This is a genomic window from Amycolatopsis vastitatis (assembly GCF_002234595.1).
GTDB lineage: Bacteria > Actinomycetota > Actinomycetes > Mycobacteriales > Pseudonocardiaceae > Amycolatopsis > Amycolatopsis vastitatis.
Genome location: NZ_NMUL01000007.1, coordinates 262,425 through 275,273, shown reverse-complemented (window position 1 = coordinate 275,273; position 12,849 = coordinate 262,425). Strand labels below are relative to the sequence as shown.

13 protein-coding genes are annotated in these 12,849 nt (G+C 71.5%); 6 read left to right on the top strand and 7 right to left on the bottom strand.

The features are described from left to right. Positions 1-126 precede the first annotated feature (126 nt). From CF165_RS08465 to CF165_RS08455, 3 genes are read right to left on the bottom strand one after another with little or no spacing between them, the layout of a single operon-like run. Entirely contained in the window at positions 127-402 is a 276-nt protein-coding gene (locus CF165_RS08465) for a hypothetical protein (RefSeq protein WP_093946866.1), read from the bottom strand. Further along, the gene (locus CF165_RS08460; protein WP_143268478.1) at positions 392-979 is read right to left on the bottom strand and encodes a Clp protease N-terminal domain-containing protein; all 588 of its coding nucleotides are present in this window, start codon (positions 977-979) and stop codon (positions 392-394) included. Before CF165_RS08460 ends, CF165_RS08465 begins: the two co-directional genes overlap by 11 nt. Beyond that, positions 976-1,200, bottom strand: a complete 225-nt coding sequence (locus tag CF165_RS08455) for a helix-turn-helix domain-containing protein (protein WP_093946864.1) — start codon at positions 1,198-1,200, stop codon at positions 976-978. Before CF165_RS08455 ends, CF165_RS08460 begins: the two co-directional genes overlap by 4 nt. Before the next feature lie 95 nt (positions 1,201-1,295). Here CF165_RS08455 and CF165_RS08450 point away from each other — a divergent pair, with 95 nt between their 5' ends. Further along, entirely contained in the window at positions 1,296-1,769 is a 474-nt protein-coding gene (locus CF165_RS08450; RefSeq protein WP_093946863.1) for a GNAT family N-acetyltransferase, read from the top strand. On the opposite strand, the gene CF165_RS08445 is transcribed toward CF165_RS08450, so the two are convergent. Both CF165_RS08445 and CF165_RS08440 read right to left on the bottom strand, forming a co-directional pair. Continuing rightward, complete coding sequence (locus CF165_RS08445; RefSeq protein WP_240521500.1) at positions 1,762-4,026, bottom strand: glycoside hydrolase family 3 N-terminal domain-containing protein; 2,265 nt, start codon at positions 4,024-4,026, stop codon at positions 1,762-1,764. The two genes, CF165_RS08450 and CF165_RS08445, sit on opposite strands and share 8 nt — an antisense overlap. 104 nt (positions 4,027-4,130) lie before the next feature. Further along, positions 4,131-5,621, bottom strand: a complete 1,491-nt coding sequence (locus tag CF165_RS08440; protein WP_093946862.1) for a right-handed parallel beta-helix repeat-containing protein — start codon at positions 5,619-5,621, stop codon at positions 4,131-4,133. Positions 5,622-6,216: 595 nt separating this feature from the next. Here CF165_RS08440 and CF165_RS08435 point away from each other — a divergent pair. Further along, positions 6,217-7,002 (top strand): hypothetical protein, encoded by a 786-nt coding sequence (locus tag CF165_RS08435; protein ID WP_093946861.1) that lies wholly within the window; start codon positions 6,217-6,219, stop codon positions 7,000-7,002. 58 nt (positions 7,003-7,060) lie between these two features. Here CF165_RS08435 and CF165_RS08430 read toward each other — a convergent pair whose 3' ends face one another. Continuing rightward, entirely contained in the window at positions 7,061-7,564 is a 504-nt protein-coding gene (locus CF165_RS08430; RefSeq protein WP_093946860.1) for a hypothetical protein, read from the bottom strand. A gap of 15 nt (positions 7,565-7,579) precedes the next feature. Beyond that, positions 7,580-9,013 carry an amidohydrolase family protein gene (locus CF165_RS08425; protein ID WP_093946859.1) on the bottom strand — a complete coding sequence of 478 codons (1,434 nt, stop codon included), beginning with the start codon at positions 9,011-9,013 and terminating at the stop codon, positions 7,580-7,582. Positions 9,014-9,147: 134 nt separating this feature from the next. Between CF165_RS08425 and CF165_RS08420 the strand changes: the two genes are divergently transcribed. The 4 genes from CF165_RS08420 to CF165_RS08405 all read left to right on the top strand — a co-directional run bounded on the left by CF165_RS08420 (position 9,148) and on the right by CF165_RS08405 (position 12,847). Next, complete coding sequence (locus CF165_RS08420; RefSeq protein ID WP_093946858.1) at positions 9,148-9,957, top strand: IclR family transcriptional regulator domain-containing protein; 810 nt, start codon at positions 9,148-9,150, stop codon at positions 9,955-9,957. Between the two features lie 73 nt (positions 9,958-10,030). Beyond that, positions 10,031-11,191 carry a CaiB/BaiF CoA transferase family protein gene (locus CF165_RS08415; protein WP_093946857.1) on the top strand — a complete coding sequence of 387 codons (1,161 nt, stop codon included), beginning with the start codon at positions 10,031-10,033 and terminating at the stop codon, positions 11,189-11,191. After that, positions 11,184-11,975, top strand: coding sequence for a citryl-CoA lyase (locus CF165_RS08410; RefSeq protein WP_093946856.1), 792 nt, complete (start codon positions 11,184-11,186; stop codon positions 11,973-11,975). Before CF165_RS08415 ends, CF165_RS08410 begins: the two co-directional genes overlap by 8 nt. A gap of 11 nt (positions 11,976-11,986) precedes the next feature. Beyond that, positions 11,987-12,847, top strand: coding sequence for a dioxygenase family protein (locus tag CF165_RS08405; RefSeq protein WP_093946855.1), 861 nt, complete (start codon positions 11,987-11,989; stop codon positions 12,845-12,847). The last annotated feature ends 2 nt before the right edge of the window (positions 12,848-12,849 follow it).

Below are 12,849 nucleotides of genomic sequence, written 5' to 3'. Positions count from 1 at the left end.
GGCCGAAGGCCGCCGGCCGAAGCTATTACAGCGCCGCGGACGGCGAAAGTCGGCTTGGGGTACCGAGCCGAGCGTGATGTTCAGCCGTAATGGGGACGCGGTCAGCTGGTGACCGGGCCCGGGTGATCAGCCGGCGTCGCGCCGCCGGTGGTGCAGTGCGAGCGTGGCGGCCAGGACGACCAAGGGTGCCGCCACCGACGTCACGCACACCGCGATCAGGGGCAGGCCCGGGTGGGGCCGTCCGGTGCTGCCCGGCGGGAGATCGGGTGGCCGGAACCGCAGGCGGGTCGTCATGTGGTGCCAGACGAAGACCTCGCGGTAGACGGTGTACCAGCTGAACCCCCACCCGGCCACGGCGATCCGGCGCAGCCACCGCACCGGCCGACCGGACTCAGCCCGCATGGCGGGCTCGCCGCAGGATGGCCGTGCGCAGGGCTTCCGCCGGGACACCGGTGCTGCGCACGATCCGGGGCACCAGGCCGCCGTCCGCGGTGACGACCGCGACGGCGAGAGTCGTCGCGTCGACGGCGGTGCTGCCCGCGCGCTTCGCCTCGTGCGCGGCCGCGTCCAGGCAGCGCTGGGCGCGGCCGGTGACGGGCAGGTGCCCGCCGGGCCGGCGGGGACGCCGGCGGTACCAGCGCCGGCGCGGGCTGGGCCGTACCGGGCGCAGGGCTTCCGGGCCGAAGGTGGCCTCGACGGTGCGGCGCACGGTCTGCAGGTCGATTCCGAGGGTGGCCAGCGCGTCGCCGTCGAGGGTGTCGAAGACGGTGGCGGTGCCGCTCAGCAGCCGCCGGGTCTGCTCACTCACGTGTGCGGGGGTGAGTCCGTGCTCCCGCAGCACCGCGCCGGCCGGGTCCGCGGACTCGGCGACGGCGAACAGCAGGTGCTCGCAGCCGATTCCGCGGTGGCCGAGCGCACGGGCCTGCTGCTGGGCGCGGCCGACGATCCGGCGGGCATCGTCGTCGAACGCCCGCTTCACGACCGGCCTCTGTTCCGGCGGCCGTGCTTCCGGTGGACGGTCTGCTTCGTGACGCCGAGCCGGGCCGCGATGTCCTGCCAGCTCCAGCCCAGTGCCCGGGCGCGGTCGACCTGGAGGGTTTCCAGTTCTTCGGTCAGGATCCGCAGGGACGCCACGGCGCGCAGCCCGATGTCCGGATCGCTGTTGGCCGCTCCGGCGGCGAGGTCGAGTGTCTTCTCCATGTCGTCAGCATAAGCTGACGCACCCGTCGCGTCAACATAAGCTGACGCGGCCCCGGAAGTTGAGGCAGCGGCGGAACTTCCCCGAAGATGACCTCATGACGACCACTCCCGACACCGTGACCATTCGACGGACCGACGAGCACGACGCCGCGCGGATCGCCGCACTGCGCCGCGCCTGGGTCGAGGAGGACGCCGGCCACCCTGTGGCCGACGACGGCTTCGACGACCGCTTCGCGGAGTGGTACGCGGCCGAGGCCGGGCGCCGGGTGATCTTCCTGGCCGAGCTCGGCCGGGAGCCGGTCGGGATGGTCAACCTCGTCACCTTCACCCGGATGCCGAAACCGGGCCGGGCGCCGTCGCTCTGGTACTACCTGGGCAACGCCTTCGTCCGCGGCGGCCACCGCGATCGAGGCATCGGCACCACCCTGCTCGAGGCGGCGATCGGCTACGCCCACGAGCAGGGTGCGGTGCGGATCGTGCTGGCCCCGAGCGAGCGCTCGAGGCCGTTCTACCGGCGTGCGGGCTTCGGGCCGGCGACGATGCTCCTGGTGAAGGAGCCGGTCAGGTGACGGTGAAGCGCGCGGTCAGCGTGGCCGCCGAGCTGGTGCCGACGTAGACCTCGATCTCGCCCGGCTCGACGCGGAACCTGGCGGCGTTGTCGTAGAAACCGACGTCTTCGGGGGTGAGGGTGAACGACACCGTTTCGGACGCGCCCGCGGCCAGGGTGACCCGCTCGAAGCCACGCAGCCGCCGGACGGGCTGCACGATGCTCGCGACCGGATCCCGCAGGTACAGCTGGACGACCTCGTCGCCCGCGCGGCCGCCGGTGTTGGTCACCTGGGCGCTGACCTGGATCCGGCCGCCGCGCGCGGGCATCCGCGTGGCCGACAGGCGCAGGCCGTCGACGCGGAACGTCGTGTACGACAAGCCGTGACCGAACTCGTAGAGCGGGCCGGACTCCAGGTCGAGGTACTTCGACGTGTACTTGTTGGCCGGGTCGGCGGGCCGGCCGGTGTTCTCGTGGTTGTAGTAGATCGGGATCTGGCCGACCGCGCGGGGGAAGCTCACCGGCAGCTTGCCGCCCGGGTTCACCACGCCGAACAGGACGTCGGCGATCGCGTGCCCGCCCTGCACCCCCGGCGCCCACGCTTCGAGGACGGCCGGGGCGTTGTCGTGCAGGTACGGGATCGTCAGCGGACGGCCGTTGACCAGGACCACCACGAACGGCTTCCCGGTCTCCTTGGTCGCGGCCACCAGCTGCTGCTGCACGCCGGGCAGGTCGATATTGCTGCGCGCGGCCGCTTCGCCGCTCATGGCGGCGGTTTCGCCGACCACGACGACGGTCACGTCGGCCGCGCGGGCCGCCTGCTGCGCGGCGGCGAACCCGCTCGTGTCGGTGCCGTCGACGGTGCAGCCGGCGGTGAACGTCACGGTGGCGCCGGGCGCCGCGGCCTTGATCCCGTCGGCCACGGTCACCGGCGGGGTCGTCCACGCGCCGGTGCCGAGTCCCGCCCAGGTGCCGTTGAGGTCGTAGGTCGCCGCGCCGAGCGGCCCGACGACGGCCACCGAGCGGACCGACTTCGCCAGCGGCAGCACCGGCCCGTCGTTCTTGAGCAGCACCATGCACCGCCCGGCGGCCTGCCGGGACGCGGCGAGCGCGGCCGGAGAAGGCGCTTTCACCTCACCGGACTCGTCGACGTACGGGTGCTCGAACAGCCCGAGCTTGACCTTGACCAGCAGGATCCGGCGGACGGCGTCGTCGATCTGGTCGCGGGTGATCCGGTGCTCGGCCAGCAGCCGCCTGCCGTACCGGACGTAGTTGGTGCTGACCATTTCCATGTCGACGCCGGCCGGCAGGGCGGCGGCCGCGGCGTCGGCGCCGTCCCCGGCGAGCCCGTGCAGGATCAGCTCCTCGACGCCGGTGTAGTCGCTGACGACGAACCCGCGGAACCCGTAGGCACCCTTGAGCACGTCGTGCAGGACGTACCCGTTGCCGTGGGCGGGGACCCCGCTGATCGTGTTGAAGCTCGCCATCACGGTGGCCACGCCGGCTTCGACGCTGGCTTTGAACGGCGGCAGGTAGAGGTTGTGCAGGCGCTGCAGCGAGACGTCGACGGTGTTGTAGTCCCGGCCGCCTTCGGCTCCCCCGTAGGCGACGAAGTGCTTGGCGCAGGCGGCGAGCCGGTCCGGCGACGAGTAGTCGTCACCCTGGTAGCCGCGGACTTTCGCGACGGCCATGCGGCTCGCCAGGTGCGGGTCCTCGCCGTAGCCCTCGGCGATGCGGCCCCAGCGCGGTTCGTGGGTCACGTCCATCATCGGGGCGTATGTCCAGTGGATCCCGCTGCGCCGGGCCTCCTTCGCGGCGACCGTCGCGTCGGTGGCCGCGACCGCGGGGTCGAAGCTGGCGCCCTGGGCCAGCGGGATCGGGAAGTTCGTGGTGTACCCGTGGATCACGTCGAGGCCGAAGATCAGCGGGATGCGCAGCCGGGTCTGTTCGACGGCGATGTGCTGCAGCGCGTTGAGCTTCGCGGCTCCCACGACCGAAAAGACGCCGCCGAGCTGCCCGGTCGCCAGCGCGGCCCGCGCGGCGGTTTCGGTGCCGACGAGCTGGAGCTGGCCGAGCTTCTCCTCGAGGGTCATCTTCCCGAGCAGCGCCTCGACCCGGCCGTCGCGGTCCGGCCGGGTCGAGGGGTCCGCCGCGGCGGGCGACGCGAGCAGGGACGCGGCTCCCCCGGCGGCGAGGAGGCCGCCGACCCCGGCGAGGAGCCGGCGCCGGTTCACCCCATCGGCGGTTGCCGCGGCTTCGTGACTCTCGGGCTGTTCCATGGCGGGGACCTTTCGCGAGAGAACGGGACCAGCCAGCATAAGCACCGGCGAACACCGTCTGTCTTCTCGCGAGTTCGGTCACCCCTGCCCGGACACACTGCCGGTCAGCAGCGCGGCATCACGTCGTCGAAGGACGCGCAGTTGTCCTGGTCCCACGGCGTCGACTGCCACTGGTCGGCGGTCAGGATCCGTGAGGTGTCCCCCGCCACGAACATCCACGGCCCGTAGTAGGAGTTGCTGAACCAGTAGTTGTCCTGGTCGTGGGTGATGGCGTCCTGGACGACCGTGCCCTTGTAGGGCGACCAGGACGGATACGTTCCGTAGTTGGACAGCAGGGCCATCTTGCCGCACATCCCGTTCGTGCAGCCGGCGCGGACCGGGTCGAAGCGGAACGTGTTGTCGTGCACTTCGACGAGCTGGGTCTTCCAGCGGCAGTCGTCGTACAGCGGCTCGTCCTCGATCCCGGGCGCGGAACACTGCGTCCGGTCGGTGACGAGCTTGGTGCACGTGTTGATCGAGGTGTTGGCCGGGCTGTTGCAGAACCGGTCGGCGTTCTCCCAGGCGGTGATCCCGGACCAGTTGTCCTCGAAGGTGTTGTCGTAGATGTCGATCAGGTGGGTCCGGGCGGGCACCCGCGGCTCGCCGCCCGACTCCGACAGGTAGACGCTCGCCACCGGGAAGTTGTCGCCGCGGTCGGACCGGCGCTTGCCGGCCACCAGGCTGTTGCGCCGCAGGACGTTGTCGCGGAACACCAGGTTGTAGCTGATTTCGTAGAACAGCGCCTCGGCGTCGTTGTCCTCGATGAGGTTGTTCTCGACGAGGAAGTCGTTGTTGTCGGTGTCGGCCCAGAGCCCGGCGCCGTGGTTGTGGTGGATCCAGTTGCCGCGGACGTCGGCCTTGTCGACGACCCAGAACTTGATTCCGCCGCTGCACCCGCAGCCGGGGCTGCGCGTTTCCCAGTCGTCGGTGTTGTTGCCCGAGATTTCGTTGCCTTCGATGATCAGCGCGGTGATGCCGCTGTCCGAACGGTAGGCGTTCATGCCGTATTGCCCGTTGTTCCGCAGGCAGCTGTGCCGCACTTCCTGCCGCGCACCGGCCATCAGCCCGGCGCCCGAGTTGTTCTGCACGGTGGTGTTTTCGATGATCCAATGCGCGCCGGAATCGTGGTTGACCACGCCCTGGTCCTGCGGGGCGACGAAGTTCTGGATTGTCAGGCCGCGGATCACGACGTCCTTCGCCTGCTGGGTGAAGGCCGCCCGGTTGATGCCCTGCCCGTCCAGCACCGCGCCGGGTGCGCCGAGGTAGACGTCGCCGTCCTTGGGGATGACCTGCCCGAACGGGTCCGCGGCCAGCGTGTGCTTCCCCGGCGGCAGCCAGAACGTCGTTCCCGGCGGCGACTCCTGCGACTTGTGGTAGAGGTCGCCGGGCACCGCGGCGTCGACGGAGACGGCGCCGGCGGGAGCCGTCACGTTCAGCGCCGGCTGGTGATCGCACACCGGCCCGGGCGTAACCGTATCCACGGCCGCCGCCGGACCGGGGACCACGACCACCGTGGCCAGCAGGACAATGGCCAGGATCGAATTCATGCGCGACATGCCGTGAAATCTACGCAGTTCATCGAGAAACGGCTTGGGCCGAACGAGTCGTTTAAGTAACTTTTCGGTTATACCAACTCGCGAACATTTCGGTGATTACTCCACGACCGTGAAACCCGTGGGAACAATTGATCGAATACACCGTTATCGTGGCGCGACGTCGGTATTCGACCGGAATTCTCGCCGTTCGGCGGATATCGATCGAGTGACCGGCCAGTGCCCGGCCCCGGACGGCGGTGGCCCGGCGCGGGCGGTCCGTCACGGCGTCGTCCGAGATCATCGGCACGCGGCGCCCGCGCGTGGCCGCGGCCCCCTGAATCCCGGACCACGATTCTTTCCCCTTAAACGGAGAACTACCCGAGCGTGTGATTTCGTGCCATTCGTTCCGGCCTCTTCCCCGGCGGCGGCCTAAGCTTGTCCGACCGCATTCCGGAGTTGTCCTCCGCTCGGCGGTTCCCGCGCACCGATCGGGTATTTGCGCAGGTCAGAGGCCCGGATGGGGCGGTAGCGTGCAGAGCGGACAGAACTTCTGCCCCGACGTCCCGGGCCCCGAATTCACCCGGGTGTCGCACTCAGGAAGGAACCCCGAGAAATCATGTCTGCATTGCGACGACTGGCAGTCGCCGGCGCTTTCGCGCTGCCGCTTTCCCTCGTCATCGCCTGTCCCGCGACCGCCGGCCAGCCCAGCTGGCCGGACGACTCCTGGAGCGCCGAAAGCTCCGGCAGCTGGGCCGGCATCGGCGGCGCCGGCACGACCGACACCGAGGAAGGTTCGGACGGGTGGGGTCACCACTGGTCCGATACGGAGACCGCGGTGGCCGGCATCGGCGGCGCCGCCGTGACGCACTCCGGCGAGTCCGGCGACCACGGCTGGAACCACGCCTGGCACCACGCGGTGCACGACTGGGACGACAACGACGACTGCGACGGCTACGACTCGGACGACTACGACGGTCCGGCCGTGGCCGGGCCCCACCACGTCGTGGGCCACCCCGACCCGGTCATGGACGAGGCGCCCGCCGCGCCCGCGCACCCGGTGTACGAGGCCCACGACGCCGATGACGCCGGTTACGCCGCCGAGTCGCACTCGGCGGGGGTGGACGGCGCGTCTTCGGCGCACGTCGTGAGCCACGCGGGCGAGCACCACGCCACCTACGAGGCGGAGAAGCTGACGGCCGGCCCGTACGGCGCATCGTCGGAGGGTGCGCACTCGGTGGCCGTGCCGGACTACGCCGGTCACCACTCCTGGTACACGGCGGCGGGCGTGGACGGCGCCGAGGCGCACTCGGTCACCGCGGTGGCCGACGCCACCGGCGACGACGTGGACGACTGGACCGTCGACCACGACGTGCACCACTACTTCGACTACGACCAGGGCTGACGCGCGGCCGAAGCCGAGGGTGAGCGAGCCGGGCCCGCACCGCGCGGACCCGGCTCGCTCAGTGCCCGGATTCGGCGCCGAGCAGGGCCAGCACGGCGGCGGACTTGGCCTGGTCGAGGAACCGCAGGCCCATGAAGTGGTCGCCGGCGGTGAAGCCGGGCAGCGCCCAGATCTCTTCGTAGGGCATCTCGACGCGCCGGTAGCGCCGCAGGCTGTAGACGTTGCTGAACAGGCATTTCCCCGGGCCGGGGTTCCACAGGCGGCGGGCGAACGCCGGGTTGCGGAACCCGTGCCCCACCTCCGCGGTGGCCTGGACGTGCTTGCGCCCGGTGAAGAGGACGACGTCGCCGGTGGTCACGGTGTCCATCCGGCGGTCGTACTTGTCCTTGGCGCCCCAGAACCGGGCCCGCCCGCCCGGGTGCAGGGCGTCGAGGCGGGCGAGGTCCGCGGGGTCGAGGAGGTCGGCGTACTCGCGGAAGGGCACGGTCCGCTCGAGGGACTCCGATCCGTACCGGCGGGCGTCGGGGGTGCCGTAGGCGGGCTGGACGAAGACCTGAACCACGGCCGGAACGGTAGCTCAGCCGCCGTGGGTGCTGTCGCTCTGGTAGTCGGTGTAGGTGTAGGGGTTGTCGAGGATCTTCGTTTCCGGGACGTCCGGGTTCATCCCCTGCCGCCACGCCTCCTCGCCCAGCTGCGCGCGCAGGTGCTCCACCGTCTCCTCGACGCGGCGCCGGACGGCGGGCAGGTCGACGCCGACCAGCTTGCCGTCGCGTTTGACGACGCGGCCGTTGACCAGCACGGTGTGGACGTCGCCGCGCTGGGCCTGGAACGCCACGTGGCCGTAGGGGTTCAGCAGCGGGAACGACGCCGGTGAGCCGTCGTTCTTCAGCAGCACCACGTCGGCCTTCTTGCCGACCTCGAGGCTGCCGAGGTCCAGGCGCCCCAGTGCCTGCGCGCCGCCGCGGGTGGCCCACTCCACCACCTGCTCGGCCCGCAGCGCCGCGTGCGTGACCGTTTCGCCCTTGGCGTGCGCCTCCAGGTGCTCGCGGGACCGGTCGGCGCCCAGCGTCGCCCGCATCGCCGAGAACAGGTCGCCGCTCCACCACACCGACGTGTCCATCGACAGGGACACCGGGATGCCGTGCTTCCGCAGGGCCCAGGTGGGCGGGTAGCCCTGGCCGGCGCTCTGCTCGCTCTCCGTCGAGACCGACACCGAGCCGCCCGTCGCGGCGATCCGGTGGTAGGAATCCGCCGACAGCGACGCGCCGTGGACGTAGATCGTCTCCGGCGTCATGAACCCGTGGTCGTGCATCAGGCGGATGCTGTCGTCGCCGGTGGCGCCCCAGACGCCGGCGTGCGTGGTCACCGGCACGCCGAGCTCCCTGGCCACTTCGAACGCCGGTTTCTCCGGGAACGCCGGGTCGCCGGTGACGTCGAAGGCGAGCTGGAAGCCGAGCAGGTCGTCGCCGGTGACGCGGCGGGAGACGAAGTCGCGGAACTCGCGGGTGCCGGTCCAGGTCGCCGGCGCGTCCTGGATGTTGCCGTAGGCCAGGACGAACCGGCCGGGCACGGCCTGCAGCGCGTCGGCCGCGGCGTCGGCGTGCTGGGTGGTCTGCAGGCCGTGTGACCAGTCGACGGTCGTGGTGACCCCGGCTTCCAGGGCCTCGAGCGCGCCGAGCAGGTTGCCGGCGTAGATGTCCTCGGGGCGGAACACCTTGCCCCACTCGAGGTAGTACCAGACGAAGTACTGGGTGAGCGTCCAGTCGGCACCGTAGCCGCGCATGGCGGTCTGCCACAGGTGCCGGTGCGTGTCGATCATCCCGGGCAGGACGATCCCGCCGGTGGCGTCGATCTCGGTCGTGCCCGGCGGCACCTCCAGCGCCGGGCCGATCGCGGTGATCCGGTCGCCTTCGACGAGGACGTCTTCCCCGGCGAGCACGCGGCGGGCGTCGTCGAGGGTCAGCACCGTGCCGCCCCGCAGGACGACCGGACCGTCGGTGGGCTGCGTCATCGCTGCCTCCATTTGCGTACACTCGTCCGTCCTGCGGACACTTCAGGGGCGCAGTCACCCTTGCCCAGTGCCGCGCCGGTGTCAATCCCCGCCGCTACGCTGCCGCGGAGGACCACTGCAGGAGGAGGTCGCGCATGCCACGCGAGGGAACGGGTCCCGACTTCATCGAAGCGCTGGCGCGCGGGCTCGAGGTGATCACGGCGTTCCGGCCGCACCGGCCGGAGATGACGCTGGCCGAGGTGGCCGGCGCCACCGGGCTGGCCCGCCCGACCGCCCGCCGGATCCTGCTCACGCTGGAAGAGCTCGGCTACGTCCGCACCGACGGCCGCGGCTACGCGCTGACCCCGCGCGTGCTCGACCTCGGCGTCGCCTACGTGCGGTCGATGGGCCTGTGGGACGTCGCCCGGCCGCACCTGGAGCGCCTGGTGGCCCGCACCGGCGAGTCGTGTTCGATCGCCCAGCTCGACGGCTCGGACATCGTCTACGTGGCCCGCGTGGCGGTGCCGAAGATCGTGGGGCTCACCGTGCAGATCGGCACCCGCTTCCCGGCGCTGCCGACGTCGCTGGGCAAGGTGCAGCTCGCGGCCCTGCCGCCGGACGAGCTGGAGGCGGTGCTGGCGCAGCCGACCCGGTCGGGGCTGGTGCCGCGCTGGCAGCCGGACCGGGCCGAGCGCGACGCCGAGCTGCGCGAGGTCCGGGCCCGCGGCTGGGCGCTGACCGACGAGCAGCTCGCGCTGGGCATCCGGTCGGTGGCCGCGCCGCTGCGCGACGGGTCCGGCCGGGTGGTCGCCGGCGTCAACGTCAACTGCCACGCCGCGGAGACGCCCGTCGACCGGCTGCTGGAGCACCACCTGCCGCTGCTGCTGCAGACCGCCGGTGACATCAGCGCCGACTTCGCCCGGCTCGGCGACGTCCCGCACGTGACGGTGCCCGCGGTGTCTTGACCCGGTCTGCCCGCCGGAGCAGACTGCTTTCGCGGACACTCGTCCGCTGAACGGACAGAAGGCGAGGACTCCGGTGACCACCACCGCAACGGGCCCGCTGGCGGGACTGCTGGTCGCGGACTTCTCCCGGGTGCTCGCCGGCCCGTACGCCACGATGCTGCTGGCCGACATGGGCGCCGACGTCGTCAAGGTCGAAGGCCCCCAGGGCGACGAGACCCGCACCTGGATGCCGCCGGTGCGCGGTGACGTCTCGACCTACTACCTCGGCGTCAACCGGGGGAAGCGGTCGATCGCGCTCGACCTGCGGGAAGAGGCGGACGCCGCGGTGGCCCGCGAGCTGGCCGCCCGCGCGGACGTGGTGATCGAGAACTTCAAGCCCGGCGGCCTGGCCAAGTACGGCCTCGACTACGCCGCGGTCAGCACGGCCAACCCGGGCGCCGTCTACGCCTCGATCAGCGGGTTCGGCTCGGGCGACGGACGGCACGTGCCCGGCTACGACCTCATGGTGCAGGCGATCTCGGGCCTGATGAGCCTGACCGGGGACCCGGACGGGCCGCCGTACCGGGCCGGGATCTCGGTGTTCGACGTGATGGCGGGCAACCACGCGGTGATCGGGATCCTCGCCGCGCTGCGCCACCGCGACGCGACCGGCGAAGGGCAGCACGTGGAGGTCAACCTGCTGTCGTCGGCGCTGACCGGGCTGGTGAACCACAGCTCGGCCTACGCCGCCGGCGGCGTGGTGCCGTACCGGATGGGCAACGCCCACCCGAGCGTCTTCCCCTACGAGCCGCTGCCCACCGCCGACAACGACCTGATCGTCGCCGCGGCCAACGACGGGCAGTTCCGGCGGCTGTGCGAGGTCCTCGACCTGCCGGACGTCCCGGACGACCCGCGGTTCGCCCGCAACGCCGACCGCACGCGCAACCGCGAAGAGCTCCGGCCGCTGCTGGTCGAGCGGCTCGCGAAACGCGGCGCGGTGGACTGGTTCGACGCGCTGACGAAGGTCGGTGTCCCTTGTGGACCGATCAACACGATCGACGGCGGCTTCGCGATGGCCGAGCGCTTCGGGCTCGACCCGGTGGTCGAGGTCGGCGACGGCGACCGCGCCGTTCCGACCACCCGCCACCCCATCCGGTTCTCCGCCACTCCCGCCGCCTACCGGCTGCCGCCGCCCGAACTCGACGAGCACGGCACCGAGCTGCGCGCGTGGCTGACGGAGGCCGCGCATGACTGACCCGGTCTACGAAACCGCGCTCGGTGCGTCCACAAAGGACAAGATCACGCTGCTGGGCCGGGACCTCGCCGAGGAGGTGATGGGCACGGTCTCCTTCGGCGAGCTGGCCTTCTGGCTGGCCACCCAGCGCCGTCCGTCCCCAGGGGAAACGCGGGTCTTCGAGGCGGTGCTGGCCGCGCTGGCCGATCACGGCTTCACCCCGACCGCGATCGTCACGCGGCTGACCTACCTGTCCGCGCCCGACTCCGTGCAGGGTGCCCTGGCCGCCGGCCTGCTGGGCGGCGGGTCGCGGTTCCTCGGCGTCACCGAGGACTGCGGCCGGTTCCTGCACGCCGTCCTCGCCGAGGCCGAGCTGCCGTCGGACGAGCGGGGCTGGGACGCGCTCGCGCTCGAAACCGTCGAAAAGCGCCGCGCGGAGCGGAAGTTCGTCCCGGGGCTCGGGCACCACGTGCACAAGGACGGTGACCCGCGCACCCCGCGGCTGTTCGCGATCGCCGACGAGGAAGGCCTGCGCGGCCCGCACCTGGAGCTGTTCGCCGCGATCGGCCGGGTGCACCCCCGGGTGCTCGGCAAGACGCTGCCGCTCAACGGCGCCGGCGTCTGCGGTGCGGCACTCGCCGACCTGGGGCTGCCGCTGGAGCTGCTGCGGGGGTTCGCGTTGCTCGCCCGGACCGCCGGGCTGATCGGCCAGCTCGCCGAGGAGCTGCGGCGCCCGGTCGCGAACGACATCTTCCTGTCGGTCGACCTGAACAACCGGTCGGTCGCCCCGGATCCGGAACCGTGAGAGGAACGCCGATGCAGCTCGTCACCGAGGACAACATCACCGAGCTCGCCGCGGAGCGCTGGGCGAGCGCGCACGACCCGCGGACGGCGGAGGTCATGGCCGCGCTGGTGCGGCACCTGCACGCCTTCGCGCGTGAAGTGCGGCTGAGCGAGACCGAGTGGATGGCCGCGATCCGGTGGCTCACCGAAACCGGGCAGATCAGCGACGAGAAGCGCGAGGAGTTCATCCTCGCCTCCGACGTGCTCGGCCTGAGCATGCTGGTGGTCCAGATGAACCACGCCTTCGACGCGAAGGCGACCCCGGCCACCGTGCTCGGCCCGTTCCACATCGAAGGCTCGCCGGAGAAGGACTTCGGCGGCGACATGTCGGACGACCTGCCCGGCACACCGCTCTACATCACCGGCTCGGTCCGCGGCCTGGACGGTGCTCCGGTCGCCGGCGCGGTCCTCGACGTCTGGCAGGCCGACGAAGACGGCGCGTACGAGTCGCAGATCCCGGACATCGACGAAGCCCGGCTGCGCGCGAAGTACGCGACGCGTCCCGACGGGTCCTACTGCCTGCGCACCATCGCGCCCAAGGGCTACTCGATCCCGATGGACGGCCCGGTCGGCGAGCTGATCCGCGGTACCGACATCAGCCACTTCCGGCCCGCCCACGTGCACTTCCTGATCAACGCCGCCGGCTACGAGCCGCTGATCACGCACCTGTTCGAAGAAGGCGCGCAGTACCTCGACAGCGACGTCGTGTTCGGCACCAAGCAGGAGCTGGTCGTGGCCTTCGAGCCGCGCGAGCCCGGGCCGACGCCGGATGGCGGGGAGTCGGCGGAGCCGTGGCTGGAAGCGCGGTACGACTTCGTCCTCCAGCCCGTCTGACC

Bases quoted from the DNA above. Each gene is read 5' to 3' on its own strand.
- CF165_RS08455 (WP_093946864.1), bottom strand. From the start codon at position 1,200: ATGGAGAAGACACTCGACCTCGCCGCCGGAGCGGCCAACAGCGATCCG.
- CF165_RS08440 (WP_093946862.1), bottom strand. From the start codon at position 5,621: ATGTCGCGCATGAATTCGATCCTGGCCATTGTCCTGCTGGCCACGGTG.
- CF165_RS08465 (WP_093946866.1), bottom strand. From the start codon at position 402: ATGCGGGCTGAGTCCGGTCGGCCGGTGCGGTGGCTGCGCCGGATCGCC.
- CF165_RS08405 (WP_093946855.1), top strand. From the start codon at position 11,987: ATGCAGCTCGTCACCGAGGACAACATCACCGAGCTCGCCGCGGAGCGC.
- CF165_RS08435 (WP_093946861.1), top strand. From the start codon at position 6,217: ATGTCTGCATTGCGACGACTGGCAGTCGCCGGCGCTTTCGCGCTGCCG.
- CF165_RS08410 (WP_093946856.1), top strand. From the start codon at position 11,184: ATGACTGACCCGGTCTACGAAACCGCGCTCGGTGCGTCCACAAAGGAC.
- CF165_RS08450 (WP_093946863.1), top strand. From the start codon at position 1,296: ATGACGACCACTCCCGACACCGTGACCATTCGACGGACCGACGAGCAC.
- CF165_RS08420 (WP_093946858.1), top strand. From the start codon at position 9,148: ATGCCACGCGAGGGAACGGGTCCCGACTTCATCGAAGCGCTGGCGCGC.
- CF165_RS08425 (WP_093946859.1), bottom strand. From the start codon at position 9,013: ATGACGCAGCCCACCGACGGTCCGGTCGTCCTGCGGGGCGGCACGGTG.
- CF165_RS08445 (WP_240521500.1), bottom strand. From the start codon at position 4,026: ATGGAACAGCCCGAGAGTCACGAAGCCGCGGCAACCGCCGATGGGGTG.